Source organism: Pseudanabaena sp. PCC 9330 (assembly GCF_055795045.1).
The window spans coordinates 43,157-68,338 of record NZ_JAYFES010000092.1; the positions used below are offsets into that span (position 1 = coordinate 43,157).

At 59.5% G+C, this 25,182-nt stretch carries 19 protein-coding genes and 1 pseudogene; 4 read left to right on the plus strand and 16 right to left on the minus strand.

Annotated elements, in window-relative coordinates; all coding sequences use genetic code 11:
* Nucleotides 1–24: 24 nt before the first annotated feature.
* From AC0QKW_RS09460 to AC0QKW_RS09470, 3 genes are all read right to left on the minus strand, one after another.
* Entirely contained in the window at nucleotides 25–576 is a 552-nt protein-coding gene (locus tag AC0QKW_RS09460) for a hypothetical protein (protein ID WP_473150817.1), read from the minus strand.
* A gap of 200 nt (nucleotides 577–776) precedes the next feature.
* Entirely contained in the window at nucleotides 777–2,627 is a 1,851-nt protein-coding gene (gene ilvB, locus AC0QKW_RS09465) for a biosynthetic-type acetolactate synthase large subunit (protein ID WP_473150818.1), read from the minus strand.
* Between the two features lie 246 nt (nucleotides 2,628–2,873).
* Entirely contained in the window at nucleotides 2,874–3,458 is a 585-nt protein-coding gene (locus AC0QKW_RS09470; RefSeq protein ID WP_473150819.1) for a hypothetical protein, read from the minus strand.
* Nucleotides 3,459–3,945: 487 nt separating this feature from the next.
* Between AC0QKW_RS09470 and AC0QKW_RS09475 the strand changes: the two genes are divergently transcribed.
* A complete protein-coding gene (locus AC0QKW_RS09475) occupies nucleotides 3,946–4,308 on the plus strand; it encodes a hypothetical protein (RefSeq protein ID WP_473150820.1) in 363 nt (120 codons plus the stop codon).
* 218 nt (nucleotides 4,309–4,526) lie between these two features.
* A complete protein-coding gene (locus AC0QKW_RS09480) occupies nucleotides 4,527–6,113 on the plus strand; it encodes a sensor histidine kinase (RefSeq protein WP_473150821.1) in 1,587 nt (528 codons plus the stop codon).
* Here the strand turns inward: AC0QKW_RS09480 and rarD are convergent.
* From rarD to AC0QKW_RS09525, 9 genes are all read right to left on the minus strand, one after another.
* Nucleotides 6,100–7,032, minus strand: coding sequence for an EamA family transporter RarD (gene rarD, locus AC0QKW_RS09485; RefSeq protein ID WP_473150822.1), 933 nt, complete (start codon nucleotides 7,030–7,032; stop codon nucleotides 6,100–6,102). The two genes, AC0QKW_RS09480 and rarD, sit on opposite strands and share 14 nt — an antisense overlap.
* Before the next feature lie 206 nt (nucleotides 7,033–7,238).
* Nucleotides 7,239–8,756, minus strand: a complete 1,518-nt coding sequence (locus AC0QKW_RS09490) for a sensor histidine kinase (protein WP_473150823.1) — start codon at nucleotides 8,754–8,756, stop codon at nucleotides 7,239–7,241.
* Between the two features lie 148 nt (nucleotides 8,757–8,904).
* Nucleotides 8,905–10,410 carry a UDP-N-acetylmuramoyl-L-alanyl-D-glutamate--2,6-diaminopimelate ligase gene (locus AC0QKW_RS09495; RefSeq protein WP_473150824.1) on the minus strand — a complete coding sequence of 502 codons (1,506 nt, stop codon included), beginning with the start codon at nucleotides 10,408–10,410 and terminating at the stop codon, nucleotides 8,905–8,907.
* Nucleotides 10,411–10,441: 31 nt separating this feature from the next.
* Nucleotides 10,442–10,726, minus strand: a complete 285-nt coding sequence (locus AC0QKW_RS09500; protein WP_473150825.1) for a glutaredoxin family protein — start codon at nucleotides 10,724–10,726, stop codon at nucleotides 10,442–10,444.
* Between the two features lie 2 nt (nucleotides 10,727–10,728).
* The gene (locus tag AC0QKW_RS09505; protein WP_473150826.1) at nucleotides 10,729–11,301 is read right to left on the minus strand and encodes a TIGR04376 family protein; all 573 of its coding nucleotides are present in this window, start codon (nucleotides 11,299–11,301) and stop codon (nucleotides 10,729–10,731) included.
* 148 nt (nucleotides 11,302–11,449) lie between these two features.
* The gene (locus tag AC0QKW_RS09510; protein WP_473150827.1) at nucleotides 11,450–13,159 is read right to left on the minus strand and encodes an FAD-dependent oxidoreductase; all 1,710 of its coding nucleotides are present in this window, start codon (nucleotides 13,157–13,159) and stop codon (nucleotides 11,450–11,452) included.
* Nucleotides 13,160–13,259: 100 nt separating this feature from the next.
* Nucleotides 13,260–15,614, minus strand: coding sequence for a DNA helicase PcrA (pcrA, locus tag AC0QKW_RS09515; RefSeq protein WP_473150828.1), 2,355 nt, complete (start codon nucleotides 15,612–15,614; stop codon nucleotides 13,260–13,262).
* A gap of 72 nt (nucleotides 15,615–15,686) precedes the next feature.
* On the minus strand, nucleotides 15,687–16,355 hold the full coding sequence (locus AC0QKW_RS09520; RefSeq protein ID WP_473150829.1) for an AIM24 family protein: 669 nt from the start codon (nucleotides 16,353–16,355) through the stop codon (nucleotides 15,687–15,689).
* A 259-nt stretch (nucleotides 16,356–16,614) separates the two neighbouring features.
* Nucleotides 16,615–17,601: a LysR substrate-binding domain-containing protein gene (locus AC0QKW_RS09525; protein ID WP_473150830.1), complete on the minus strand. Its 987-nt coding sequence runs from the start codon at nucleotides 17,599–17,601 to the stop codon at nucleotides 16,615–16,617.
* A gap of 238 nt (nucleotides 17,602–17,839) precedes the next feature.
* Between AC0QKW_RS09525 and AC0QKW_RS09530 the strand changes: the two are divergent.
* Nucleotides 17,840–18,125, plus strand: a pseudogene (locus AC0QKW_RS09530) (Uma2 family endonuclease); the annotation flags it as partial.
* Between the two features lie 52 nt (nucleotides 18,126–18,177).
* Here the strand turns inward: AC0QKW_RS09530 and AC0QKW_RS09535 are convergent.
* Nucleotides 18,178–19,698: a beta-barrel domain-containing protein gene (locus AC0QKW_RS09535; protein WP_473150831.1), complete on the minus strand. Its 1,521-nt coding sequence runs from the start codon at nucleotides 19,696–19,698 to the stop codon at nucleotides 18,178–18,180.
* 120 nt (nucleotides 19,699–19,818) lie between these two features.
* Entirely contained in the window at nucleotides 19,819–22,812 is a 2,994-nt protein-coding gene (locus tag AC0QKW_RS09540; protein ID WP_473150832.1) for a type I secretion system permease/ATPase, read from the minus strand.
* A 442-nt stretch (nucleotides 22,813–23,254) separates the two neighbouring features.
* On the opposite strand from AC0QKW_RS09540, the gene AC0QKW_RS09545 reads away from it, so the two are divergent.
* Nucleotides 23,255–23,824, plus strand: coding sequence for a hypothetical protein (locus AC0QKW_RS09545; protein ID WP_473150833.1), 570 nt, complete (start codon nucleotides 23,255–23,257; stop codon nucleotides 23,822–23,824).
* 225 nt (nucleotides 23,825–24,049) lie between these two features.
* Here the strand turns inward: AC0QKW_RS09545 and AC0QKW_RS09550 are convergent, their stop codons facing one another.
* Nucleotides 24,050–24,196: a hypothetical protein gene (locus AC0QKW_RS09550; RefSeq protein ID WP_473150834.1), complete on the minus strand. Its 147-nt coding sequence runs from the start codon at nucleotides 24,194–24,196 to the stop codon at nucleotides 24,050–24,052.
* A 38-nt stretch (nucleotides 24,197–24,234) separates the two neighbouring features.
* A complete protein-coding gene (locus tag AC0QKW_RS09555) occupies nucleotides 24,235–25,056 on the minus strand; it encodes a carbonic anhydrase (RefSeq protein WP_473150835.1) in 822 nt (273 codons plus the stop codon).
* Nucleotides 25,057–25,182: the final 126 nt, after the last annotated feature.

Here is a 25,182-nt window from a genome sequence, read left to right on the forward strand (position 1 = left end):
GACTAGACATTGATCGATCGAGGCCTAGTACCCTAGCGGTACATCTACCCTAGGCAGAGTCAATCGGTCAGCTATCCCTTGAGGCAGAACGGTCTCTGACGGGCGATCTGCCGTCGCGGGGGCAGTGCGATGGGCCGGCTTCAAAAAGATAACGCCACCCGGCTGCGGCGGCTGAAACCCCAAAGTGGCAATCCCTACCTGTTGAGCTAGATGGTTTTTGAGCACCTCGTTGGCGGTGGTCAGCTGCTGCTCGCTGCGCTGCAGCCGGTTGAGGTGCTGATTGGCCTGATTGAGCTGACGGTTGATGTAAACCGAGGTGCCGTAGCTGATCAGGGTGAGGGTCACGAGAGACAGCGATAGGGCAGAAGCCGCTAGGTTGAGGTGAGATAGCACCCGCACACCGGGGCTAGGAGACTCTAGCCGCGATGGCACAGGCAACGCTACCAGTGGCGAAACCCTAGGCTGCTCATCTACGGGTAGCGCCGCAGCGCTTGAGCGAAGGGTAGCACGGGCTGTCGCTGTACGCTGTTGAGACGGTAAAGGACGGGGCACGTAGGATTTCAGCGCAGCGGACATAGACGACCCACACCAGTAAGGAAACTGAGGTTAGGATACTGCATTCTGAAAAATTTGAGCCATTAGCCCACAGAAAAGGCGGCTCAGGGATCAAAAATAGAAACTGCTAAAAAAGACCACCAGAGAGTAAGCCTTCTGGCACAGACCAAAAGCCTGCTGAAGCAGACCAGGAAACTCAGCTCCCCATCTGCTTCAGTTGATCACAGTTTGGTGCCGCACTCTGAGCAGAAATTGCTGGCGGCAGTGTTGTGATGGCCACAGCTAACACAGGTAGCCAATCCGCTATCGCTGCCGGTGCCGTGCACCTCGGGCAGCCCCAGCATCTGGTGGTTACCCTTGCCCGGAGCCACCATCGGGTAGCAGTTTTCGTCGCGGCGCACCCGCACATCCATCAATACGGGGCCGTCGTGGGCGAGCATGGCGGCTACGGCGGGGCTGAGGTCGTTGCGATCGCTCACCACCATGCCCTTAATGCCGTAGGCGCGGGCCAGCAGCTCAAAGTCGGGCATACCCACCTCCATATTAGAAGAGGAGTAGCGCTCACCGTGAAAGGCCTGCTGCCACTGGCGCACCATACCTTGCCAGCCGTTGTTGACGATCACCGTTTTGACCGGAATGCCGTACTGAGCTAGGGTGCCCAGCTCTTGCAGGTTCATCTGGAAGCTGGCGTCGCCGCTGATGCAGATGACGGTTTCGTTGGGGAGGGCTACCTGGACCCCCATAGCGGCAGGCATACCAAAGCCCATGGTGCCTAGGCCAGCGCTCGACACCCACTGACGCGGCCCATTTTTAAGAAACTGGGCCGACCACATCTGATGCTGGCCCACGTCGGTGGTGTAGTAGGCGTGGGGTGCCTGCTTGGCCAGCTCAAAAATCACCTCCTGGGGCGACAGCACGTCGGGGTAGGTGGGCACCACCAGGGGGTAGTCACGCCGCCAGCGATCGATGCGATCGCGCCAGGCCTGGGTCTGGTTGGGGGGCGGCAGTTGCTTTTCTTCGTCAATGCGGGCTAGCAGGGTGGTCAACACTAGCTTCACATCGCCGACAATGGGCACCTGGGGCGATCGATTTTTGCCGACCTCTGCCGGGTCGATATCGATGTGAATCACCTGGGCCCGGGAAGCAAACTCGTCTAGCTTACCGGTGACGCGATCGTCAAAGCGAGCGCCCACGGCGATCAGCAGGTCACACTCGCTGACGGCAAAGTTGGCGTAGGCGGTGCCGTGCATGCCCAGCATCCCCAACCCCAGGGGATGATGCTCGTCAAAGGAGCCCTTGCCCATCAGCGTTGTGGTCACCGGGATTTGAAAGTACTCTGCCAGACGCAAAATCTCGGCGTGGGCACCGGCAGTGATTGCCCCGCCCCCCACGTACAGCAGAGGCCGCTCGCTCTGGCGCAGCAGCCGCAGGGCGTGGTTGATCTGACGGGGGTTGCCCTTAGTGGTGGGCTTATAGCCGGGCAGGTTGACCTGGCCCGGCTCGACGGGCACATAGTCAAACTCCATCAGCCCAACATCTTTGGGAATGTCGATCAGCACCGGGCCAGGGCGACCGGTCTGGGCAATGTAGAAGGCCTCTGCCACCATGCGGGGAATCTGGTCTGGGGTGCGGGCCACGTAGGAATGCTTGACCAGGGGTAGGGTAATGCCAAAAATATCGGTCTCTTGAAAGGCGTCGCTGCCGATCGCATGGCTGGGCACCTGGCCGGTGATCACCACCATGGGCACCGAGTCCATCTGGGCGGTGGCGATACCGGTGACCAGGTTGGTAGCTCCGGGGCCAGAGGTGCCAAAGCAGACCCCCACCTTGCCCGTAGCGCGGGCGTAGCCGTCGGCGGCATGGGCACCGCCCTGCTCGTGGCGCACCAAAATGTGGCTAATGCCCCCCGCCGCCTCAGCCCGATAGAGCTCGTCATAGATGGGCAAAATAGCGCCGCCCGGATAGCCAAAAATATGCTCAACCCCGTGACGTCTGAGGCTGTCAATGAGAGCAAAGGCACCGGAGGCGCGGCGCACAAGAACGCTGTTTGGAGCAGCAACGGGAGTTGTCATGGCGGCGGGTGCTTGGGTTGGGCTAGGGTGCATTGCGTTAAAAGCCATTGAGATAGGCCACTTGTTAAAATCACTCTCTCCCCTAAGCCTGGCAGACGGTGAGTTAAGGCACCGCCGTGGCTCTACAGGAATGGTGTAACTGAGTGCTGTTAAGTGGGCAACATTTCCCCCTATCTTAGCAGCAGTGGCGGGGGCTTGATGCCGACCACACCGAGCTTCGGGCCGCTGGTTATGGGGCGTTGATATTCAGCCCATGGTGGTGGTGTCAGTGTTGGTGAGCATAGAGCGCGATCGCCTGCACAAAAAATCGGCAGCGGTGAGCTTTTCCGCTGCTTGCCCCGGCCCCACAGACCACCCGGTGACGGCTTGGGGGTGCTGCCAGAGATCCCGGTGGGGCACTGCTGGTTCGGCATAAAAACTGACCTCCCCTGCCCCGAGTAGAGCAGAGGTGTCGTGGGTAAAGCGATCGTGGCTCAACCGATAGGTGGGCACCGTCGGCGGGCAAGGCACTCCCCAGCCATCGACCAAAAAAATTGCCTGCACTGGGCCACGCCATCGCTGCCAGTAGTTGGCCAGGGCTACCGCGCCCACACCGCCAGCGCTAAAGGCCCAGATCATCAGCCCTTGGGTCGATGTTCCAGAGACAGCCCTAGAAACATTACCGGCCATGTCCCCAGCATTGACCACAGACTCTAGGGTCTGGCGCAGGGCAGAGGCAGAGAGCACGGCCAAACCCTGCTGAGGAGCCACTACCACTCGAGTTAGCTGGCTGAGAACGCGATCGCCAGCCAGGGTCGCCACAATCTGCCCCGTAGAGCTGGGCGGGTGCATACCGCCGCATATCAGTAGCACAGTCTGGGGCAAGGTCAGCTATCCGTCGATACACAAAACTGGCGCTAGTGCTGAGATTCTCCCAATAAATTACGCAATGTAATGGTCAAGAGAACGCCACTGCTGCCAAGAATAACAAGGATTGAGAAACACTGCACTTTGCGTAGTTTTCACAATCTTTCAAGAAGGAAAAATGTTTTTTTCCTAAAACATAGATGGCGACATCGTCATTGTCGCGTTTATTTAGGGAACAGCTAAAGGTTATTGGGAGGGACATGACACTAACGGTTGAAGCTTTGTTAAATGCCCCGGCCATCACGGCATTTCTCCGGCCATTGCTCAGCTAATGGAGCGCCTTTAAGAGTTTGATATATCGCTTCTGGGTTCTATAGCAAAGATGTTTTTCGCTTTTTAGCCTGATCCCTGGCTCCAACAGTCAGCCCGAGCCCTGTCTGCACCACCCAACCCTCTCAGGAGAGAAACTTCAATGACGCAAACCATTGTCAACCTAACTTTGCCAATCGTAACGGATAAGATCGACGATATTTTAGCCGCCTACCCTCTCTACGAATATCGTCAGGTTTTTGCCGTTCCAGAACTGCGGCAAAAACTAACCGCCTACGTACTGGCCCGCCTGCCGGTAGTCTACGTCGCTATGGACAGTAGCACTGACAGTAGCCTTGAATCGAGCCGCCAATGCTACTCCTCTGATCAGCATGATCAGATCAACCGCCTCATTCACCAGGGCATTGACGCTCTGCTGGGGCGACCCGAGATCTGGCGCTCTAGCCCTCGCACCGGCCGGGTTGAGGCTGAGGCTGAGGCTGTGCCATCTAGCTGGTTTGGCTAGGCGCTCAAGGTAGCCAACTCGCCCTATCCGCAAGACTGCGAGGCAAAACCTAATCTGGGTTTCTCTAAGCACGGCGATCGCCGGGTTGACGTTCGGTTCTACCCATACCCCATTTGGGGCAGAGGGCGTAGTCTCGTAATAGACGTTGGGTTGTCGAATGCAGGCAACCTGCTAGCTGTGGCCCAGCTAGACTATTGCCGAGACAGGTGATTCCTTTGGTGCAACCGTTTTTACCCCTCAGCCCTCTGCTTAGCGAGCAGCATGCCAGCCCCCAGCATGGCTTTGGCCAGGTTGGTGCTGGGTCGGCACTAGGGTGGCCCGGCGCTAGCTCTAGCGCCTACCTGCGGGCCGAGCAAGAATGGCTAGAGGGGCTGACAGCATTGATTAAGCTGCTGCTAGAGCTGCCCGCAGACCCGGTAGACAGCGCCGCCCATGGCCTGCTGCCGCTGATGGGGGGAGCGCTGTCGGGGCCGTTTCCGGTGCTGCCCGATCGCCTGCGCGATCAGCGCCTTTCTCACTGGCTGCTGGTGCCTGAGCCGCTAGAGCAGATTTTGTCGGTGACTCGGCCCCTGCTGCCGAGCCAGGGCAAGGGGTCGGTCGCTGCCCCCGCCTGTGACTTGCAGGTTGTGCCCCTGGCGACCAATGACCCTCTGGTGGGAGAGCGGTTTTGCCTACTGCTGACGCGGCAGTTTAGTCTGCTGCTGGTCTTGGGGCATGACCAGGGGGGCTTGCCCCAGTTTCAGTTTTCCTTTGATCCGGCGGTGGTGGAGCAGGGCTGGGGGCAGCTGCGCGATCGCATCGCCTCCAACCGTCCCCCCCTAGTGCAGTCGCTCGATCGCCTGATCGACCAGTTTCCGCCAGTGGCTCCTGACTATCGGTTGGTCACCCGCTATAGCCACCTGATCCTGGCTCAGCTGCGGCAGCGACCCGAGCATTTGGCCTACGCCGCCGTTGACCTCGGCAATCAGGAGACGGGCTCTCCCATGGCTCTACCCGCTTGCTCTAGCCTGAGAGCCTTTTCACCCGATCTCAACCCAGACCTGGAGGCCGCCCACCCCCCGGTAGACCCCCTGCCACCTACTCCAGACAGCGCCGACACCGAGCTGTTGAAGGCCATGGCCCACGAAATTCGCACGCCCCTGACCACCATTCGCACATTGACCCGATCGCTGCTCAAGCGCAAAGACATCGGCGATGAAGTGGCCAAGCGGCTGCGGCTGATCGATCGCGAGTGCACCCAGCAGATCGATCGCTTTAGCCTGATCTTTAAGGCGGTGGAGCTAGAGACCGATCGCACGACCCGACCGCGATCGGCCATGTCAGCCATTTCTCTCACCCAGCTATTTGACGACGCCATTCCTCGCTGGCAGCAGCAGGCCAGTCGCCGCAATCTCAGCCTGACGGTGAATGTGCCCCCCTGCCTGCCCATGGTCAACACCGACCCGGCTATGCTCACCCAGGTACTCACCGGGCTGATCGATCGCTTTACCCACAGCCTGCCTCCCTACAGTCAGATCGAACTGGCGGTGACCCTGGCTGGGCACCAGCTCAAGCTTCAGTTTCAGTCGCAGCCGCCGGAGGGTAGCGATACCCACGCGGGGTCGGCAGCCGACCCCTTGGTGTCGCCATTTAAGGCACTGGGGCAGCTGCTCATGTTTCAGCCCGAAACCGGGGGGCTCAGCCTCAACCTCAACGCCACCAAAAACCTATTTCAGGCCCTGGGCGGCAAGCTGATTGTGCGCCAGCGGCCCCAGGCGGGGGAGGTGTTGACGGTGTTTTTGCCCCTCGAAACTACAACCCTTTAGCCCGTAGTGCCGTCACCGAATAGAGCAGCAGCGCGGCCCAGATGCAGCCAAAGGTGACCAAATGAACGGCAGTAAAGGGCTCGCCGTAGACAAATACCCCCAGCAGCAGTGACAGCGACGGTGCCAGGTACTGAAAAAAGCCCAGGGTAGCTAGCTTGAGCCGCTTGGCCGCGTTGTTAAACCACAGCAGCGGCATGGAGGTGGTCACGCCCGCGCCAATAAACAGCAGCGTAGTGGGCCAGTCCGTGCCAAAGTGGCCTTCTCCTCGCACGGCTAGCCAGCCGACAAACAACAGTGCCAGCGGCGTGATCAGCAGAGTCTCTACGGCCAACCCCACCAGGGGAGCCACCGCTACCACTTTGCGCAAGAGCCCATAGAACGCAAAGGAAATGGCCAGAGTCAGGGCGATCCAAGGGACAGTGCCCAGCTGCCAGATAAAGTAGCCCACCCCTACCACCGCCAGGGCCACCGCCACCTGCTGCCCCCGGTGCAGCCGCTCTTTGAGAAACACAAACCCCAGCAGCACGGTGACCAGGGGGTTGATGTAGTAGCCCAGGCTGGCTTCTACTACGCGATCGCTGTTGACCCCGTAGATATAGAGTCCCCAGTTTAAGCTCAGCAGGCTGGCGGTAAGCAGCAGCACCAGCACCTGGCGGGGCGACGCCTGACCAGGAGTGGTCTTGGCCCATTGCAGCATCCTTTGCAGATCGCCTAGCCGCCGCTGCGCCAGCAAAATACCCAGCAAAAACGCCAATGACCAAATCATCCGATGGCTGAGCACCTCTACCGCAGGGGTCGAGCCAAATAGTTTCCAGTACAGGGGCAGCAGGCCCCAGGTGCCATAGGCCAACAGCGCGTAGATCGAGCCGAGGTTGGCCTCGCTGGGCTGGTTTGAGGTGACAGAGGTAGGTGGGGTCAAGTCAAGGGCTGCCGTGTAGATCAATTCATCAATTGAGAGAGATTTTAGCGGTCGGCGGCGGTGAGGGCTATCGACCTAGGTAACCTGATCTATCGACCGCATCGATAGAAAAATCAGGTTTAGACCAGAGGTGCACCGCGACTGGCCCAATAGGTCAAGTTCGCCTCTCAAGTTAGAGGTTTAGTGATGTGGAATACTCTCAGGGGTCACAGCTGTTCGCGGTAAAGGGGCAGCTTTACCAGCATCCGGGTGCCCTCATTGGGCTGGCTGTGAGCGGTGATCGAGCCGCCGCAGTACACCAGCAGCTGCTGCACGATCGACAGCCCTAGCCCAGCACCCTCGGTTTCATCGGGGGGTAGGTTGCGCCCCCGGTAGAAGTGGTCAAAAATATGGGGCAGGTCGCTGGCAGCAATGCCGATACCGGTGTCACGCACCTCGATCTCGACGTGGTCTTTGGTGCTGCGGGCCGTCACCCACACCTGCCCGCCGCTGAGGGTATATTTCAAGCTGTTGTTGAGCAAATGAATGATAATCTGCCGCAGCCAGCTGTCGGGGCAGCTCACCCTGGGCAGCTGCGAAGGAACAGTGTAGGCCAGCATGACCCCTTTTTCTTCGGCCAGAGGCTGGTAGGTGCTCACCACCGGGGGCACAGTTTCTTCTAGGCTGAGGGGGACAGGCTGGGTTTGGTCGATGCTGGTCTCGACCTGGAGCAAGTTGAGCACACCGCTGATCAGGGCGCTCTGGCGATCGCACTCGTGGCTGATCATCTCCATATAGCGCTGGCGCTGGGGCGGCTTTAGGTGCGATGAGTCGAGCAGGGTGAGGGCAGTTTTGATCGTCGTCAGGGGGGTGCGCAGCTCTTGGCCGACGGTATTGAGAAAGTCATCTTTGAGCCGCAGGGTGTTGAGCAGCGCCTCGTTTTGAGAGGACAGGTTGGTCATGCCCAGGGCTTGGCGGCGGTAGGATGAGGCTGACTGGCGCAGGTGCTCTTGGCGGCGCAGCTGCCAGTTGAGCCAGCGATCGATTAGAGCCAGGTTGGTAGATGTCTCTCCGTTGCTGGGCTCTGACCACTGATGCGTCAGCTCGGCCAGAGCCGGATCGAGCTGGCCCGCCGCCGTTCCTCGCTCAATGGGGTGGCACACCGCCCGCACCAGGGTGGCCACGAGATTGGGGTTAACTGAGCAGCACACCGACAGGTAGGACGATCGCGCCCCCACCCCATCTCCCAGCAACGCTCCCAGAGGCGTGGCCAGGTCATCGTCGTCGTCGTCAGGGGTGCGATCGCGCTCCTGGATTAACCGATGGCCATCGCTGGACGTCGCCGAAAGGGGTTGCAACCGGTGGGCCACCACCATAGCTGCAAACCCCTCGGCCAAGATCACCAAAAAATAATCGCCCCGCCAGGTGCCCCCGCCCAGGGGCAGCACCACCTCAGCCTCATCGGCAGCCGGCAGGGGTAAACCAGCGTTGCCCCGCAGAAACCGCAAGATCCGATGGGGCGGCGTCAACCCCTGGCTGTAGCGCGATACATCGACATTCCAGGCATCACCGGCGGGCAGCTTAACCAGCAGATGGGCTTGAATGTTGTAGGCTTCGAGAAACTCCACTGTCGATTGCAGAATCGACCTAAAGCCCTTGGGCTTGACCTGGACATAGTCTGGGGTCGTGGCGCTGAGCTGTAGAAGTCGGTGCAGCGACACCTCTTGCTCTTGGTCAGACTTCATGGTGCTCCATCGGGAGGGTGCGCCAGCGGGCCAGGGCCAGCCGCACAGGCGAACGGCACAGTACCCATAGCGTATCTTTAACCACCCAGAATGGCGGCATCAATGTTGCGTGTTTTCACATAACACCGCCATGGCTAGGGGCCGAGTGTTATACAGAATACCGTTTTGCCAGAAAAATGCGGGCCTGTTCGCGATCGTCGAAGTGAATTTTCTCGGTACCGAGAATTTGGTAGTCTTCGTGGCCCTTGCCCGCAATCAAGATACCGTCCCCAGGCTGGGCAATGGCAATGGCCGACTGAATTGCGGTGGCGCGATCGCCCACCACCTGATCGGCCCTTAGCGTAGCCGGTATGCCCGCCACCACATCCTGCAAAATCTGCTCGGGGTCTTCGGTGCGGGGGTTGTCGGAGGTGACCACCACCACATCGGCCAGTTCGTAGGCGATGCGGCCCATCTGGGGGCGCTTGGTGCGATCGCGATCGCCGCCACAGCCAAACACGCAGATCAGCCGCCCCGGCACAAAGGGCCGCGCCGCCATTAGAGAATTCTTCAGGCTGTCGGGGGTGTGGGCGTAGTCGACAATCACGCTGATGTCTTGGCTCTCAGAGATTTTCACCTGCTCCATGCGCCCCGGCACCCCGCCAAAGCCCGGCAGCGCCGCCGCAATAGTGTCGAGGGAAACGCCCAGGTGCAGCGCCGCCCCCACCGCCGCCAGCAAATTCTCTAGATTAAACTGCCCTACCAGCGGCGAGCTAAAGGGCACTGTACCTGCTGGGGTCTTGAGCATACCGGTCACACCGTTGGCCTGGTACATCAGGTCGCCCGTGTACAGGTCAGCCTCAGGGTTTTGGGTGCTGTAGGCCCATACCCGGTCGGGGGGAAGTTGGGCGATCAGGCGATCGCCGTAGGGCGTGTCTACATTCACCACCGCCCGACCCGCCAGGTAGGCCTCGCTAAACAGCAGCGCCTTAGCCTGGAAGTAGTCTTCCATGCCTTGGTGATAGTCGAGGTGGTCTTGGGTGAGGTTGGTAAATACCGCCACCTCAAAGGGGCAGCCCCATACCCGTTTTTGGGCCAGGGCGTGGGAGCTGACTTCGAGCACGGCGTAGCGACAGCCCGCATCCCTAGCCTTGGCTAGCTCTGCCTGTAGCTCAACGGCAAAGGGCGTCGTGTAGAGGGCGGTTTGCTGATGCCCCGGCCAGCGGGTGTAGAGCGTTCCCAGCAGGGCTGTGGGCTGCGCCGACGCATTGAGCAAATGCTCGACTAGGTGGGTGGTCGTGGTTTTGCCGTTGGTGCCGGTCACCCCCACTAGGCCCATCTGTCGAGCCGGATAGTTGTAAAACCGCGCCGCCACTTCGGCGCAGGCCACCGACATATCGGTCATGGGCACTACCCAGGCATCGCCCTCGACGGGCCTAGCCCCCAGGGCCGAGGCAGAAATCAGCGCCGCCGCTGCCCCCAACTCCACCGCGCTGGGCCAAAACTCGCCACCGTCGACCCGCGTGCCCGGCATACCCAAAAACACATCCCCCGGCTGGCAAGCGTGGGAGTTGGTACACAAGCCTTTAATATCGGCATCTCTTCCATCAGCCAGGGTAAACCCAGGCTCAATTAGCCCTGGGGGCAGATCCTCAAGCAGTTGGCGCAGCTTCATGTCAGCAACTCCTCACATCATTGAAGTTGACCTATTCTGCCTTACTCTGGCCCATATAAGTCTGTATCAATTGCTCCACCCTAGCCTGGGGGGTGCGGGGCGACAGGCGCGGCAAAGGGATTTCTTGGGCACCAGATTCTCCGTAGATGACCTGGCACAGCACCGGAATCTCGTACTGGTAGCGCTGAAACCAGTCGTCGCGGGTGGTGATGTCGCGCACCTCTAGCTCAAAGGCCAGATGGTTGGCGGCGACGAGTTTTTCTTCGAGCCCTTCGCACAGGTGGCAACCGGGCTTGCTGTAGAGCACAAATTTCATATCTAACGCCCCATCCCTCGCTTCAGATCTTCTAGCTCTTGCTCCATCTCCCACCGCTGAAATGACTGTTCAAGTGGATCCGTAGGGTCTTTGCCGAAGCTGTCAAAGGGGGTCTTGGCCCAGCCTGCATCCCAGCTGGTGCGCTGAGCAGTGCGCTGGGCCTGGGACTCAGCAATTTTGGCCTTGAGCTCGCGGCGGCGATCGTGAATCTCGCGTTGCAGGGTGCGGGTTTGATCGATCTGCTCTTTGACCCCCTGCATTTGGCCCCAGTACTGGTTGCCCTGGCGCAGTAGGGCGGCCTCGCGCTCTTCGGCGGCTTTGGCCAGGTCAACGCGATTGGCCGCCTGGGCATTTTTCACCCGCTCGTGCCAGCGCTGAATGTCTTGGGCCGTGGCGAGAATGCTGTCTTGCAGCTGCTGCTCACGACGCTTGAGGTCGCCCAGTAGGCGAATGGCATCTTGCTCTTGGCCCCGTAGCTGATCCTCTAGTCCCATCAACTCCAGGTGAGGATTGGCTTTGAGAAATTCGTCGAGCCGGGTTTCAAGAAATTTGCTCAGGTCTTCAAACAGGCCCATGGTGTAACTCCCGCTGCAACGCCTGCCTCTCAGAATAACGGCTTCTAGGCCCATAGGGGCACTGGTCGGTTGGGTTCTGCTAGCGCACCACCCAACCGACAATTTTAGAGTTGACAGACCACTAGGGCCTTCCTAGCCTGGCCGCCCATTAAGCCGTGGGGGCTGCCAGGCTTGCTAAAAAAGCATGGACATGGCTAACCGACATCGACCCTTCGCCCACGGCAGAGGCAACCCGCTTGATCGACCCCGATCGCACGTCACCCACCGCAAACACACCGGGCACGCTGGTTTCTAACATCATCGGCTGCCGTTGGCCGCTGGCTTCGTCAACTACACCTAAACCAGTTTTGATAAAGCCTTTGTCGTCGGTGGCCAAGCAGCCGTTGAGCCAGTCGGTGTTAGGTTGTGCGCCAATCATCAAAAACACGTGACGAATGGGGTGGGTTTCGAGTTCTCCCGTTTTTAGGTGTTGCCAGGTGATCTGCGCTAGATGGCGATCGCCCTCAAGCGCCACAATGGCGGTGTAGGTGTGCAGAGTGATGCGATCGGAGGAAAGAATACGCCCGATCAAATAGTCAGACATGGTGTCTTTGAGACTGTCGCGTCGAATTAGCAGATGCACATGGCTAGCCTGGGATGCCAAAAACACGGCGGCCTGCCCGGCAGAGTTGCCGCCACCCACGACGATCGCCGCCTCATTTTTGCAGAGGCCACCTTCCATCGCCGTGGCCGCATAATAGACCCCGGCATTGTCAAAGGCGCGGCTGTTTTCTACCGGCAGGGTGCGGTAGGTCGCGCCGCTAGCGATCACAACTGAGCGGGCTTTGACCGTTTTAGTAGCGTCGTCTTTATCACACAGACTGAGCTGAAACGGGTGCTGACTACAGTCTAGGGTCATCACCTGGCGGGGCAGCGCAATGGTAGCCCCAAACTTCATCGCCTGGGCTTGGGCCCGCCCCGCCAAAGCCTGTCCCGAAATCCCTGTGGGGAAGCCTAAATAGTTTTCAATCTTAGAGCTGGTGCTGGCCTGCCCGCCCGGCGCTTCACTCTCTAGCAAGAGCGTTTTTAGCCCTTCAGACGCCGCATAGACTGCCGCCGATAGCCCCGAGGGGCCACCCCCGACAATGGCGACATCGTAGGGCTCAACATAGTCAATCTCTTCGACCAGCCCCAGGGCCGAGGCCAGCTCATAATTGCTAGGGTTGCTCAGCACTACATCGCCCAGGCGAATGATCACGGCTGGCAGCTGGGCCTCGGTCAGGTTGTAGCGGCTCAGCACCTCCGTACAGTCTTGGGTAATGTAGTCTCGCAGCTCAATCGGGTAGCCGTTGCGCCGCAAAAAACGCTCAATTCGCACACTGTCAGCACTCTGCTGCCCCTTCACCAGGGTCACCCCGCCCTGACCATGAACAATCAAGGCCCCCCGGCGCAGCATAAACGCCCGCATAATGATTTCGCCGATATCGGGCTCAGCGGTAATCAGCTTGCGAAAGGCAGCGCGGCCAATGCGAATGACCTGGCCGTCTTCCCCCATTTGGCCACTGACTAAAATTTGGCGATTGTTGAACAGATCGATCTCACCGGTAAACTCGTGCTTGCGGTGAGTGGTAATGATGTTTTTACGGTTGGGTTGGGTTTCATAGATTTCAATCGACCCTTCTAGCACAATAAAAAAGTCGACGGTGCGCTGTCCGCGCTCAAAGAGCACCGTGCTCTGGGGCAACGTTTCTACCGTACCTAGGGCCGCAGCTCGCTCTACTTGATCGGCCAGCAGCACCGGAAAGATCTGATGCTCTCGACTGTAGGGATCGGTGGGCTGTAAGGGGTTAATGGCATCAACTGATGGGGGGGTGGTCATGTCAGTCAATTGGGTTGAAGGGCACGGGCTAACGCGATCGCTAACAGGATAATTTCTTTGCGGCAGTAGCAACCCAGTCGAGACCAGAGCTAGGGTGACCTCACTCGGCCCGCTGCAATGCCGTAATTTTGGGGTCAATAATTTTGCGCCCCTGGCCCTGAAAGTGAATGGCCAGACAGATTTTGTTGCCCGCCCCAAAAATGTGGGTCACTTCTCCTGCGCCGTAGGCCTTGTGTACCACCACATCGCCCACAGTCCAGTCGGTTTCGTGGGCACCGCTGCCGGGTCTGGCGGCGGTCTCGCGCTTGTTGCGAGCCTCGCGCATGGGGGTGCTCCACTTTTGGGGCAGACTGGTGCCGCTGTTGCCGGTGACCAAGTCGGTGGGCAGCTCGGCCAAAAACAGCGAGGGGCTAGCCGGTTCACGATTGCCGTAGAGGCGGCGCTCCCGAGCGTGGGAAATAAACAATCGCTCCCGCGCTCGGGTGATGCCCACGTAGCAGAGGCGGCGCTCTTCTTCTAGGGCGGCGGGGTCTTCCATCGATCGAAAGTTAGGGAATAACCCTTCCTCTAGACCCACCAAAAACACCACCGGAAACTCTAAGCCCTTGGAAGAGTGCAGAGTCATCAGCGAGACGGCGTTTTTGCCCTCTTTGTTGTCGTCCCGGTCAGAGGCGAGGGAGGCGTTAGACAAAAAGGCCAGCAGCGACGGATCATCGACGTTTTCTTCCTCAAATTGCAGCACAGCGTTGTAGAGTTCCTGCACGTTGCCAAAGCGCTCATCGGCCTCGTCAGTACCCTCAGTCTTCAACGCCGCCAGGTAGCCGCTGTCCTCCAGCACGCCCTGAATGATTTCAGAACCCTTTTGATCGTCGATACCCTGGCGGTGCTTTTTGATGATCTCGGCAAACTCCAGCACGCCCTTGGCAGAGCGGCCCGCCAGGGTTTTCACCGAGGTGTCGTCAGCGAGAATCTCCCACAGGGGAATGCCGCCCAGGGTTTGGGTGGCCTGCTCTAGCTTATCGATGGTGCCCTTGCCCACGCCCCGCTTGGGCACGTTGATCACCCGCTTGAGGCTGACGGTGTCAAAGGGGTTGGCGATCGCCCGCAGGTACGCCAGCACATCTTTGATCTCGCGGCGATCGTAAAACCGCAGCCCCCCCACCACCTGGTAGGGAATGCTGTAGCGAGTCAGCACTTCCTCAAAGGCGCGAGACTGGGCGTTGGTGCGGTAGAGAATGGCAAACGCGCCCCAGTTTAGCTCTGGGTGCTGGGTCTCTAAATTGCGAATCTGGCTGACCACAAAGTCGGCCTCGGCGGTCTCATCGTCGGCCCGGTACACGTAGATGCTCTCGCCTTCACCCCGGGTGGCCCGCAGCACTTTGTCGATGCGCTCGGTATTGTTGTCGATCAGGTGGTTAGCGACTTCGAGAATGTTAGAGGTGGAGCGATAGTTCTCCTCCAGCTTCACCATGGTGCGGGTGTCGTCGTCGGGCAGCCCGTCGCCAAAGTCATCCTGAAAATTCATCAGAATGGTGAAGTCGGCTGCTCTAAAGGAATAAATGGATTGATCGGCATCACCAACGACGAAAACAGATCGGTGGTTCCAGTCTTTGTAGGTGGCAATGGATTCGCCATTGGTGGCCAGCAGGCGAATCAGGTCGTATTGAGTGCGGTTGGTGTCCTGGTATTCGTCTACCAGAATGTGGCGAAAGCGCTTGTGCCAGTAGGCTAGCACCTGCTCGTTTTGCTGAAACAGGTGCACAGGCATGAGAATCAGATCGTCGAAATCCAGGGCGTTATTCTCCGCCAGAGCCTTTTGGTAGTGGCGGTAGACATCGGCCAGCACCCGGCCCCGGTAGTTGGGCTGCTCGCGCTCCAGCTCGTCGGGCGTCAGGTTTTGGTTTTTGGCGTTGCTGATGGCAAAGCGCACCGATCGCGGATTGAACTTCTTATCGTCTAGGTTTAGGGTTTGGGTGACGATGGTTTTGACCAAGCCCTGGGCGTCGGACTCGTCAAAAATCGAGAAATTCTTCGTCCAGCGGTAGCCCGCCGGGTGCTGATATTTTTCAATGTCGAAGCGCAGAATGCGGGCGCAGAGGGCGTGGAAGGTGCCAATCCACAGGTGCTTGGTAATGGTTTTGTAGACCTGAGACTTGAGCTTGGTCTGCTGATGCTCGGGCAGCGCCGACAGCGATTTGCCATAGCGGGCCTGGGCGTCTTGCTCGGCAAACAACACCTCAATGCGCTCCTTCATCTCCTTGGCGGCCTTGTTGGTGAAGGTGACCGCCAAAATGTTGTCGGGGTCGGTCTTGTGGGTGAGCACCAGGTTGGCGATGCGAAAGGTGAGCGCCCGGGTTTTGCCCGACCCCGCCCCCGCCACCACCAGCAGCGGGCCGCAGTAGTGCTCGACTGACTGACGCTGGGCGGAGTTGAGAACGGAGAGAAAATCAGTCATGAATAGGCATCTGGGGTTTTGCCTATTTAGTATGACATCGGCAGCGGTGAAACAATGGCCTGGAGGCGATCGCTACCGAGACGTACTGCTGCTCGCAGCGGCCACCTGGCGCTGCAGCAGCACCTGCCAGTAGGGTACCGGGGCCAACAGCACCATGCCCGTGCCCTCAAACACGTTGACCAGCAGTTCTCCCGAGGTGACGGAGCCCATCAGAGATTTGGTAGCTTTTTCGACCCGGTAGTTAATAGCACCGGTGCGGGCGATCGCAAAGTTGCCGTCTACCACCAGGCGATCGCCCTGGAGCTTCACCATTTCCACTGGTCCCTGGGCCACCATTACCACCTTGCCCTTGCCCTTGACCTTGGTTTGAAACAGCCCCTCACCGCCCACCAGGCCGGTCAGCAGCTTGTTACGCTCCACCGAGACCTCGACACTGCCCTCGCTGGCCCAGTAGGCACCGCCGTCTAAAATCCACTCGCGGCCCGCCACGTCCAAAATGTGGTAGCCCGACAGAGACGGGGTCAGGTACAGCTCGCCGGTGCCGGTGTAGGTGGGCCGAAAGATGTTTTCTCCCGTCGCCAAAGACTTGAGAAAGCCCCCCGCCGAAGGCATTTGAGTCTCCATTTTGATGGGGCCGCGCAGGTAGTGCAGCGCCCCTGACTCGGTGCGCACCGTCTCGTTGACGAGGGTAGCTTTCACCATTCGGGTGCCCTCGCGCTCCAAAATTTCAAAGGTTGCCATCGGAGAAATCCTCCAAGGAATAGGGTCTTACTCAGGATGCCCGCACAGGTTGCGGCGGTAGCGTAGAACCCAGCCAGATCGCATCACCGGTCTAACCATTCTCAGGTCGCCGCGGGCGATGGCAGACTAGATTTTGACGCTGCACCCTGGCTCAGATGGGTAAGAGAGGGGAGGTCGGCGGCAGAAATCCTGCTCTCTCGGCCTGACATAACCCAGAGACGACCGCGATCGAGCTGAGAAGGGCGACCCACCCACCGGGTTAAACCTTGGTCAATAGCTCCCTACCCTTAGAACTTGATTCTGAGCCGATCGCCGCTGGGGCGCGGTTGATCCCCGGTAGCAGGCTGTCAACCATGGCGTGGCTCTCTTCTAGCAGATAGTTCAAAAACGCCTGGGAAACCACCGAGAGCTGTTTGCCCGCCAGGTGGGCCACATACCAGTGGCGATCGATGGGGAAGTGCTCGACATCGAGGATGGCAAATTCGCCTCGGGTGCCCTCAGAGATGATGGTGTGCAGCGAGAGGACGGAAATGCCCAGACCGCCTGCGATCGCCTGTTTGATCGCCTCATTGCTGCCCAACTCTAGCCGCACTTTGACGTTGACATCGTGCTCAGCCAGCAGCTTTTGCACGGCGTAGCGGGTGCCTGAGCCCGGCTCACGCATGATGAACTGCTCGCCGTCGAGGACTGTGATGGGCGATCGCGGCTTGCCTACCAGCGGGTGATCCTGCGGGCCGAGGACAACCAACGGATTCTCCAGGAATGGGTAAATTTTCAGGTCGGGCTGCTCAGGGGGGGCGCTGACAATATAGAGATCATCGTCGTTGTTGACCATGCGCTCTTGAATCTGCTGGTGGTTAGTCACCTTCAGCGAAATATCGATGCCGGGGAAGCGCTGGCAAAACGGCCCCAGCAGCCGGGGCACAAAATACTTGGCCGTGGTGATCACCGCTAGGCGCAGCTGGCCCTGCTTGAGGCCCTTGATGTCTGACACCGCCATCTCAAACTGGTCGAGGCCGTCAAAGATCTCCTGACAGGTTTCGAGCAGCTTTTGCCCCGCCTGGGTGAGGTAGAGACGCTTGCCGATCTGCTCAAACAGGGGCAGCCCTACCGCCTTAGTCAACTGCTTCACCTGAATGGAGACGGTGGGCTGGGTCAGGTAGAGCTCTTCGGCGGCACGGGTAAAACTGCCGTGGCGGGCCGTGGCTTCAAAAACCTTGAGCTGGTGCAGCGTAGCGTGAATCAATGGAGAACCTCCCCCACTCGCAATGGCGCAGTTTGATAGATTCTATTCTATCAAATGAAGGTTGATTCCGCTAACTTTTCTATACTTGATGCGACAACGCTTCTGTATACAGGCAGCCTTAGACCCAGGGCGATCGCCGTCGCCCCTCCCAGCTCCACGGGTCTACCCGGTTACTATTTACAATAAATTAGGAGTAAAACAGCGCCATTCCCCATCCCATCGCCCCTGGTGACGATCCATGGCCCTCTCCTTAGACCCGTCAACCGCGTCCATCCTTGAGCGCTACAGCACCACCTGGCAAGACTATGTGGCCATTCGATAACCCTGATATCGAATGGCGAAAACTCTCATTTCATCAAGGGTGGTTGTGGGTAGATATGGGCAAAGAAGGGCCAAGCCACGCTTCTTTTAGCGACTTAATGACGATGATTTTCGGGTTTTGGGCGTTCTTGCACCCTGAGGTCGTCCTGCAATCCTACGGTCGCTGCCTGTTTGAACTGCCCACCACCCGCGCCCCTGACTTGGCAAAAGCTCTGATATGTCCAGATTTTCCCTTCTGCCCTCTGCCTTCCCCGCCTAGCGCCCGGTCTTGACCGTGTCGATCTTGCGCACAAACAAATCAGAGAAGATAGTGATGACCCGCCGGGGCCGAGTTTTAATGTTGGCACTCAGCGACATGCCCGACTGCAGCTGCACCGGTTGACCGTCAATGGCGATCGACTGATCGCTGAGGGTAATCTCTGCCGGAAACCGGAAGGCGGGGTTGATCTGGTCGGGGGGCAGGGCATCGGAACCAATCTGGCTCAGGGTGCCCTTGACATCGCCAAACTCGCTGTAGGGGAACGAGTCAATGCGCACATCCACCTCCATGCCCTCGCGCACAAAGCCAATGTCGCGGTTGGTGATAAACACCCGCGCCACCAGAGCATCGCTGGGCACAATTTCGAGAATGGGCTCGGTGGAGTTGGCCACGTAGCCGGGCTGGTTGGCCTTGAGGTTAAACACTGTGCCGCTGACCGGGGCGCGCAGATCTTGGTAGGTGAGGGTTTGCTGGAGCTGGGCGATCTGGCTATTGACCTCTTGCAGGCGCTTGTCGTTTTCGAGAATGGTTTTGGTCAGCTGGCTGTCGATATTGGCGATCTGGTTGTCGTTGGCGGCGATGCGTTTTTGCAGGTCGTCCTGGGAGGTGGCCTGGGTGCTGCGAAACTGCTCCTGGGCCTGGGCGATCGCCGACAATAGCCGCTGCTCTTCCTCCACCAGACGGTTGACCTCGGTCTGACGGTTGTTCACCTCCTGCTCCTGCTGGAGGTACTGAATTTCGCCAATGCCCCCTGCCTCGTACAGCGGTTGAATGCGATCGAGAATATTTTGGTTGACCTGCAGGGCATCGCGGGCGTTGGTGAGCTGAGCCTGGGTCTGGGTGAGCTGGCGGCGCAGCTGATCGACCTCCAGGTTGGCAATGCTGAGGCGCGAGTTGAGTTCGGCGTTGGCGGCCCGCAGGCGATCGCGCTGGGCCACAGGCAGGCTCTCCCCAGTAACATCCCCCGCCAACTGCGCCCGGTAGAGGGCATTTTCGGCCACCAGGGCGGCGCGGTTGCTGGTCAGCTGCACCAGGCCGGGGGCAATGTCCACCGGGGCAGTGGCATCTAAGGCGTCGGCGAGCTGCGATCGGTAGTAGGCGTTTTCTTCCAGCAGCTTGGTGCGAATCGTCTCCAGGGAGGTGAGCTGGGCCTGGGTGGTGTTGGGGTCAAAGCGCAGCAGCGGGTCGCCCGCCGCCACCGTCTGCCCTTCGGTTACCAGCACCTCCTGCACCACGCCGCCCACCGGAGCCTGCACCGGCTGCACCATGCCCTTGGGTTCCAGCTTGCCCTGGGCGGGAATGGCCTCCTCAAACTTGGCCAGGCAGGCCCAGGTCAGGGTGGCGGCGGTCACCCCCACCAGGCTCCAGATCACCGCCCGCGACCACCGGGGCGACTGGCGTAAAATCACCGGCTTGTCAAAGTCGGTGCGCTGCCGCGAGGGCTGGTTGGCCAGCACGGTATCGCCGTTGGAATTGGTGGGGGTCTGGTTGGGGGTGAAGCCGTTGATGCGAACCATGGTTGAGGGTGGATGGGTTAGGGGTGGTGACGGGGATGGAGAAGGTGGGGAGAGGTGTTGTTGGGGTTTAGGGGGAAAGGGGTTGGCCCATAGCCAAAAACTCAAAACTTAGAATTTTCCCTACAACCCGCTCGACTGCTGCTGAAACAGGGTGTAGTAACGCCCCTGCAGTTCCATCAGCTCGGCATGGGTGCCCAACTCTACCGCTGAGCCCTGATCCATCACCAAAATCTGGTCGGCCTGCATGATGGTATTGAGCCGGTGGGTGATGAAAAACACCGTGCGGCCCTTGGCCCAGCCGTGCAGGTTGATCGACACCTGGTGCTCGGTGTCGTAGTCGAGGGCGCTGGTGGCTTCGTCCAAAATCAGCAGGCGCGGGTTTTGCAGGATGGTGCGGGCGATCGCAATCCGCTGCCGCTGCCCCCCCGAGAGGGTCGATCCGCGCTCGCCGACGCGGGTGTTATAGCCCAGGGGCAAATCCATAATGAAGTCGTGGCAGCAGGCAATCTTCGCCGCTTCGATAATCACGCTGGGCTCAGCATCGGGGTTGGTGAGCGAAATATTTTCCTGAATGGTGCCCTCAAACAGCAGGCTGTCCTGGGGCACAATACCGATCTGCCGCCGCAGAGAGTGCAGATCCACCTTGCTGATGTCGTAGTGGTCGATCAGAATGCGGCCCGACTCCACCTCATAGAGCCGGGGCAGCAGCTTCATCAGGGTGCTCTTGCCCGAGCCACTCTGGCCCACCACGCCAATGAATATGCCCGCCGGAAACTCCAGACTGACGTTGTTGAGCTGCAAAGGGCCAGAGGGGGCAAAGCGAAACGCCACATTCTCAAAAGTCACCTGGCCAGTGATCTCCGGCATCGGGATCTGGTTGGCCTCGTCGGCATCGGTCTCCTGGGGGTGGTCAATGATGTCTGACAACCGCTCCAGCGACAGCGCCGTCTCCTGAAAGTTTTGCCACAGCTGGGCCAGCCGCAAAATCGGCGCGGTCACATAGCCCGAAATAATCCGAAAGGCGATCAGCTGGCCCAGAGTGAGCTGGCCCTGGAGCACCAGGTAGGCCCCCACCCACAGCACCAGCAGCGCCGAGAGCTTGTTGAGAAAGTTGCTGGCGCTGCTGGCGGCGGTAGAGGTGAGCACCGTATTAAACCCGGCGCTGACGTACTCGGCGTAGCGCTCCTGCCACTTCCAGCGGGTGCGCAGCTCGATGTTTTGGGCCTTCACCGTTTGAATGCCCGACAGCGACTCGACCAGCAGCGACTGGGTCGCGGCGTTGCGCTCGGCCTTGATGCGCAGCTGCTTGCGCACGATCGGGGCGGCCAGCATGGTCACCAGCACAAACAGCGGAATCGTCGCCAGGGCCACCAGGGTGAGCAGCCAGCTGTAGATGAACATCACCACGATGTACACCACCGAAAACACCGCGTCGAGCACCACCGTCAGCGCCGTGCCGGTGAGAAACGAGCGAATATTCTCCAGCTCGTTGATGCGGCTGGAGAGTTCGCCCACCGGGCGCTTGTCGAAATAGCGCAGGGGTAGGCGAAACAGGTGATCGATGATCTCCGACCCCAGAGTCATGTCGATGCGGTTGGTGGTATCGACAAATAGGTAGGTGCGCAAACTGGTGAGCAGCGCCTCAAAGATCGCCACAATCACCAAAAAGACACCCAGCACCTGGAGGGTATCGACGCTGTTTTGCACGATCACCTTGTCGATGATGATCTGCACCATCAGCGGGTTGGCCAGGCCAAACAGCTGCACAAAGAACGAGGCGATAAACACCTCCAGCAGCACCCAGCGGTACTTTTGAATCGAAGGCCAAAACCATTGCAGGCCAAACTTTTGCTGGGGCGTTTCGCGGGTGGGTTCGAGCAGCAGCACCTCACCCCCCCCAGCGTCACCAGCGCCCCAGACCTCCGCAAAGCTCTCAGGGGTGCGGCGAATGACACCCACCTCGGGATCGCCCAAAATATAGGCTTTTTCTGAGGTTTCGTAGACCACCGCAAAGCTCTCGTGCCAGCGGATCAGGCAGGGAGTGTTGAGCCGCCCAAAGGCTCCAAGGGGCACCCGCACTAGCTGGGTTTTGAGGCCCATCATCTCGCTGATGGAGCCGCAGATGGGCAGAGAGAGCTGGCCCATACGCTCGTGCTGGCTGGCCAAGATGCGGCGAATCACATCTTTGCGGAAGGGCATGGAGAAATGCTGGCTGAGCATGTCAAAGCAGGCCAGAGCCCCATCGACTTCGCCCCGGCCTCGGGCAAAGGGGTAGCTGCGAGGAGGCCGCTCTGGGGTAGAGGTCGCCTGACTGCGCGGGGCCATATCCGCTGGGGTGGCGTAGGGAATGCCGTTGACATCGAGCACTTCGACGTCGCTGGGCTCAGTCTGGGGCTCAGAGGTGGGGGCCTCGGGCAGGGTGTCGGCGAGCACCGCTGGGGTCATGCCCAGCAGCCTTGCGCCTTGGGGGCTAAGCACTTCCACAGGCTGATCGAGGGGCAGGGTGGATCCGACTGGCAGGTTGAGCACGGTGCCGCCGCTGAGCACCCAGATCAGCTCCTGATCGAGATGGTCTAGGGTGCAGGGGCCACTGGGGAGGGTGACAATCGCCGATTCGGCACAGATGGTTTGGGCTTTGGCCTTGAGATCGCCCATGTCCAGGGCGTTGGCTTTGGCATGCTCGCTGACGAGATCAAAGGCCTCGATCGCATAGGGGCGATCGCGCACCGCTTGCCCAAACTCGGGGTATTCCTTCAGCAGATTCAAAAATGTGTAGGAGGGCAGCGTCAGGGCCAGCACCTCGGTGGAGGCAATCACCGTCTCGCAGGGCACCCCGCGAATCAGGCTGATCACCCCCAGCATTTCGCCCCGGTCAAACCGTTGTAGCGTGAGGGGCTGCTGGGTGCGCGGGTCGTAGCCCAGCAGTCGCGCCTGCCCTTCGAGCAGCACGATCACCTGCTGGGTCAAGGCCTCTCGCCGCAGCAGGGGCTGGCCCAGCCGATACCGCAGGGGCTGGGCCGTCTGCAACAGCTGCTGGAGGGCAGCGACGGGCAGCCGGTCAAAGGGGGGCAGGGTTTGAAAGGTCTGCTGAATTGAGATAGACGTTTGGGTCATGGGCCAGTTTGGGGGAAAGCCCGATCGCCCTCAGGGGACAACCGGAAAATGCACAGTGCCAACGTTAACTACAGGGCTCAAGCATGGCCTGGGGGCGATCGCCAGATGGACTAAATCAATTGAATGTAATTTACAGCGATGATCAGCTTGCCAAAGAAGGACTTCAGTAAGTCTTTGCATTAGCCAGGCGAGCATCTGCTGGTTCTTGCCATCAGCCCTGTATCTTTAGTCACTTGCCCATGCTAAGCCGTCTGGTGTAGCCCAAAAGATAACCCCAGGTTAACGTTGCCAATCCTCTTGCTAACTTCACAACAGTGGATAAAGCAATCTGCGCTGCTGCGCTGCTGTGCCACTTTTAGCCCCTGTCGCTTTTCAGAGGGGTTCTATATAAAGCGCTGGTAGCGTTTATACATTGTGATGTGCTCAATTGCTCACCCTTGCCATGCCTACGTCAATTCCTCAGTTTTCTATCCCCCGCTGGCTGCAGGCGAGTGCCCTCGGGTTGACCCTGGGCCTAGTGGCAGGCTGCGAAAACTACCCCGCCACCGGCAATACCGTCACCACCGGTACCTACGAAGCCACCGCCACCGTCACCCAAACCTGGCAGGCTGAGTACGCCCGCAGCTTCGATCGCCGCCAAAACATTCACCTCGAAACCTTTGGCTCCAACTCTTTGGTCACCCGCAACGGGGTGCGCCCCGAGGGGGCTGCCACCGGCCCCGACGACGACGGCCTCTACTGGCCGCCCCTGCCGCCCCGCCCCACCGCCGATGAGCTCGACGCCCGCAAACGCGAATCTATCGAGCAGCGCAGCGAACTGGCTCTGCAAAAGGATGTCAAATATGCCCTTACCTTTGACTACAACGGCCAGCGGCGCACCCTGCCCACCACCCGCACCGTCTACCGTGAGGCCTCCAGCGCCTTTGCCGAGCAGCAGGCTCTAGAGATCACCTTTGGCCCTGGGGAGCAGAGCGTGGGGGCGGCACGGCGAATTGCGAGTTTTGATCGATAGAGGCGCAGCATGCTGCGCCCGGACGGGGCTGCTGATTATGATGCCAAATCCTGTTTGTGTGCCCCCGATTCCCAGCGGTGCATTGCGGCTAATCAGAGCGATCGGGGCATTCCCGATGAGGGTATAGCCGCGTAGGCGGAGCCGCGCCCAAGGCGCTATGCACCCTACAGCACCGTAGGGTGGGCAATGCCCACCCTGGAATCTGGCTTGAGAGAAACAACTCAGCTACTCAGCCCAGTAGGCAACGCTCAATAGGTCATCCACCGACTGGCTCAGGAGACAGCGATCGGGAAAGATGACTGACGCCACATCCTCTAACCAAAGAACCAAATCCTGGTCGTAAAGCAATACCCGTTGCGGAGTCTGAGTCATCGGTCAACGCCTCAAAAATTGACCATCACCATGGCCCCTTAAACCCCAGCGCCCCGAAAAATACGCGCCGCCTGGTCAGGTCTGAGGCGGTTGGCCCCTGGCCAGTGGGGCTGTACTGGCTCAGAAAAATCGGGACGAGCAACGGAGGGAGCCCCGGCACCGGGCTTCACCGTATCGTCAAACTGAAGCGACAGCCCGCCGGGTTTGAGCGTTTTGGCATCTTCGAGGTCGGCGTAGATTTTGCTGTGGGGCGGTACAAAGGCCTTAGTTTCCTCATCGTAGGCGAGGAGCTGGGCGGTTTCGAGCTGGTAGATCCAGCCGTGGATGGCCAGGGTGCCTGCGTGCAGCTTCGATCGCACTGAGGGATAGGTTTGTAGATTATCGATCTGGGTGAGCACGTTTTGGGCCACCAGCATATCGAGCTTTTCTTTCTTGGGCAGGGTACCGTAGTGGTCTTCTACCAGCTTGCGGGTGGCCTCGGTGTGGCGCAGCCAGTGATAGACCAGGGGCATTTTTTCTTCGAGTTCGCCGATCTGCAATAGCCCCTTCATTGCCCCGCACTGGGTGTGGCCGCAGACAATCACCTGGCGAATGTCAAGCGCCTCCATGGCGTACTCGATGGTGGCCCCTTCGCCACCGTTGGTAGCCTCGTAGGGAGGAATAATGTTGCCCGCGTTGCGAATGATGAACAGGTCGCCAATCTCGGCCTGGGTAATGATCGTGGGGTCTACCCGCGAGTCAGAGCAACCGATAAATAGCACCCTGGGGTACTGTCCCTTGGCCAGTTTGCGAATGAGCTCCTGGTGCTCAGGAATGTATTCTTCCTGAAACTCGCGCAGACCCTGCAGCAGCTTTTCCATAGACCAGACCAAAGGTGTTTAAAACTGGGCTAGACCCGTGCCTACCCCGCACTTATTGTTATCCCATATCTAAGGCACGGGCACCGCAAAGATTTACTTATCTGCGCCATCACCGCTGCTTCTGAC

Bases quoted from the DNA above. Each gene is read 5' to 3' on its own strand.
- AC0QKW_RS09460 (WP_473150817.1), bottom strand. From the start codon at position 576: ATGTCCGCTGCGCTGAAATCCTACGTGCCCCGTCCTTTACCGTCTCAA.
- ilvB (WP_473150818.1), bottom strand. From the start codon at position 2,627: ATGACAACTCCCGTTGCTGCTCCAAACAGCGTTCTTGTGCGCCGCGCC.
- AC0QKW_RS09470 (WP_473150819.1), bottom strand. From the start codon at position 3,458: ATGCACCCGCCCAGCTCTACGGGGCAGATTGTGGCGACCCTGGCTGGC.
- AC0QKW_RS09475 (WP_473150820.1), top strand. From the start codon at position 3,946: ATGACGCAAACCATTGTCAACCTAACTTTGCCAATCGTAACGGATAAG.
- AC0QKW_RS09490 (WP_473150823.1), bottom strand. From the start codon at position 8,756: ATGAAGTCTGACCAAGAGCAAGAGGTGTCGCTGCACCGACTTCTACAG.
- AC0QKW_RS09495 (WP_473150824.1), bottom strand. From the start codon at position 10,410: ATGAAGCTGCGCCAACTGCTTGAGGATCTGCCCCCAGGGCTAATTGAG.
- AC0QKW_RS09500 (WP_473150825.1), bottom strand. From the start codon at position 10,726: ATGAAATTTGTGCTCTACAGCAAGCCCGGTTGCCACCTGTGCGAAGGG.
- AC0QKW_RS09505 (WP_473150826.1), bottom strand. From the start codon at position 11,301: ATGGGCCTGTTTGAAGACCTGAGCAAATTTCTTGAAACCCGGCTCGAC.
- AC0QKW_RS09510 (WP_473150827.1), bottom strand. From the start codon at position 13,159: ATGACCACCCCCCCATCAGTTGATGCCATTAACCCCTTACAGCCCACC.
- pcrA (WP_473150828.1), bottom strand. From the start codon at position 15,614: ATGACTGATTTTCTCTCCGTTCTCAACTCCGCCCAGCGTCAGTCAGTC.
- AC0QKW_RS09520 (WP_473150829.1), bottom strand. From the start codon at position 16,355: ATGGCAACCTTTGAAATTTTGGAGCGCGAGGGCACCCGAATGGTGAAA.
- AC0QKW_RS09535 (WP_473150831.1), bottom strand. From the start codon at position 19,698: ATGGTTCGCATCAACGGCTTCACCCCCAACCAGACCCCCACCAATTCC.
- AC0QKW_RS09540 (WP_473150832.1), bottom strand. From the start codon at position 22,812: ATGACCCAAACGTCTATCTCAATTCAGCAGACCTTTCAAACCCTGCCC.
- AC0QKW_RS09545 (WP_473150833.1), top strand. From the start codon at position 23,255: ATGCCTACGTCAATTCCTCAGTTTTCTATCCCCCGCTGGCTGCAGGCG.
- AC0QKW_RS09550 (WP_473150834.1), bottom strand. From the start codon at position 24,196: ATGACTCAGACTCCGCAACGGGTATTGCTTTACGACCAGGATTTGGTT.
- AC0QKW_RS09555 (WP_473150835.1), bottom strand. From the start codon at position 25,056: ATGGAAAAGCTGCTGCAGGGTCTGCGCGAGTTTCAGGAAGAATACATT.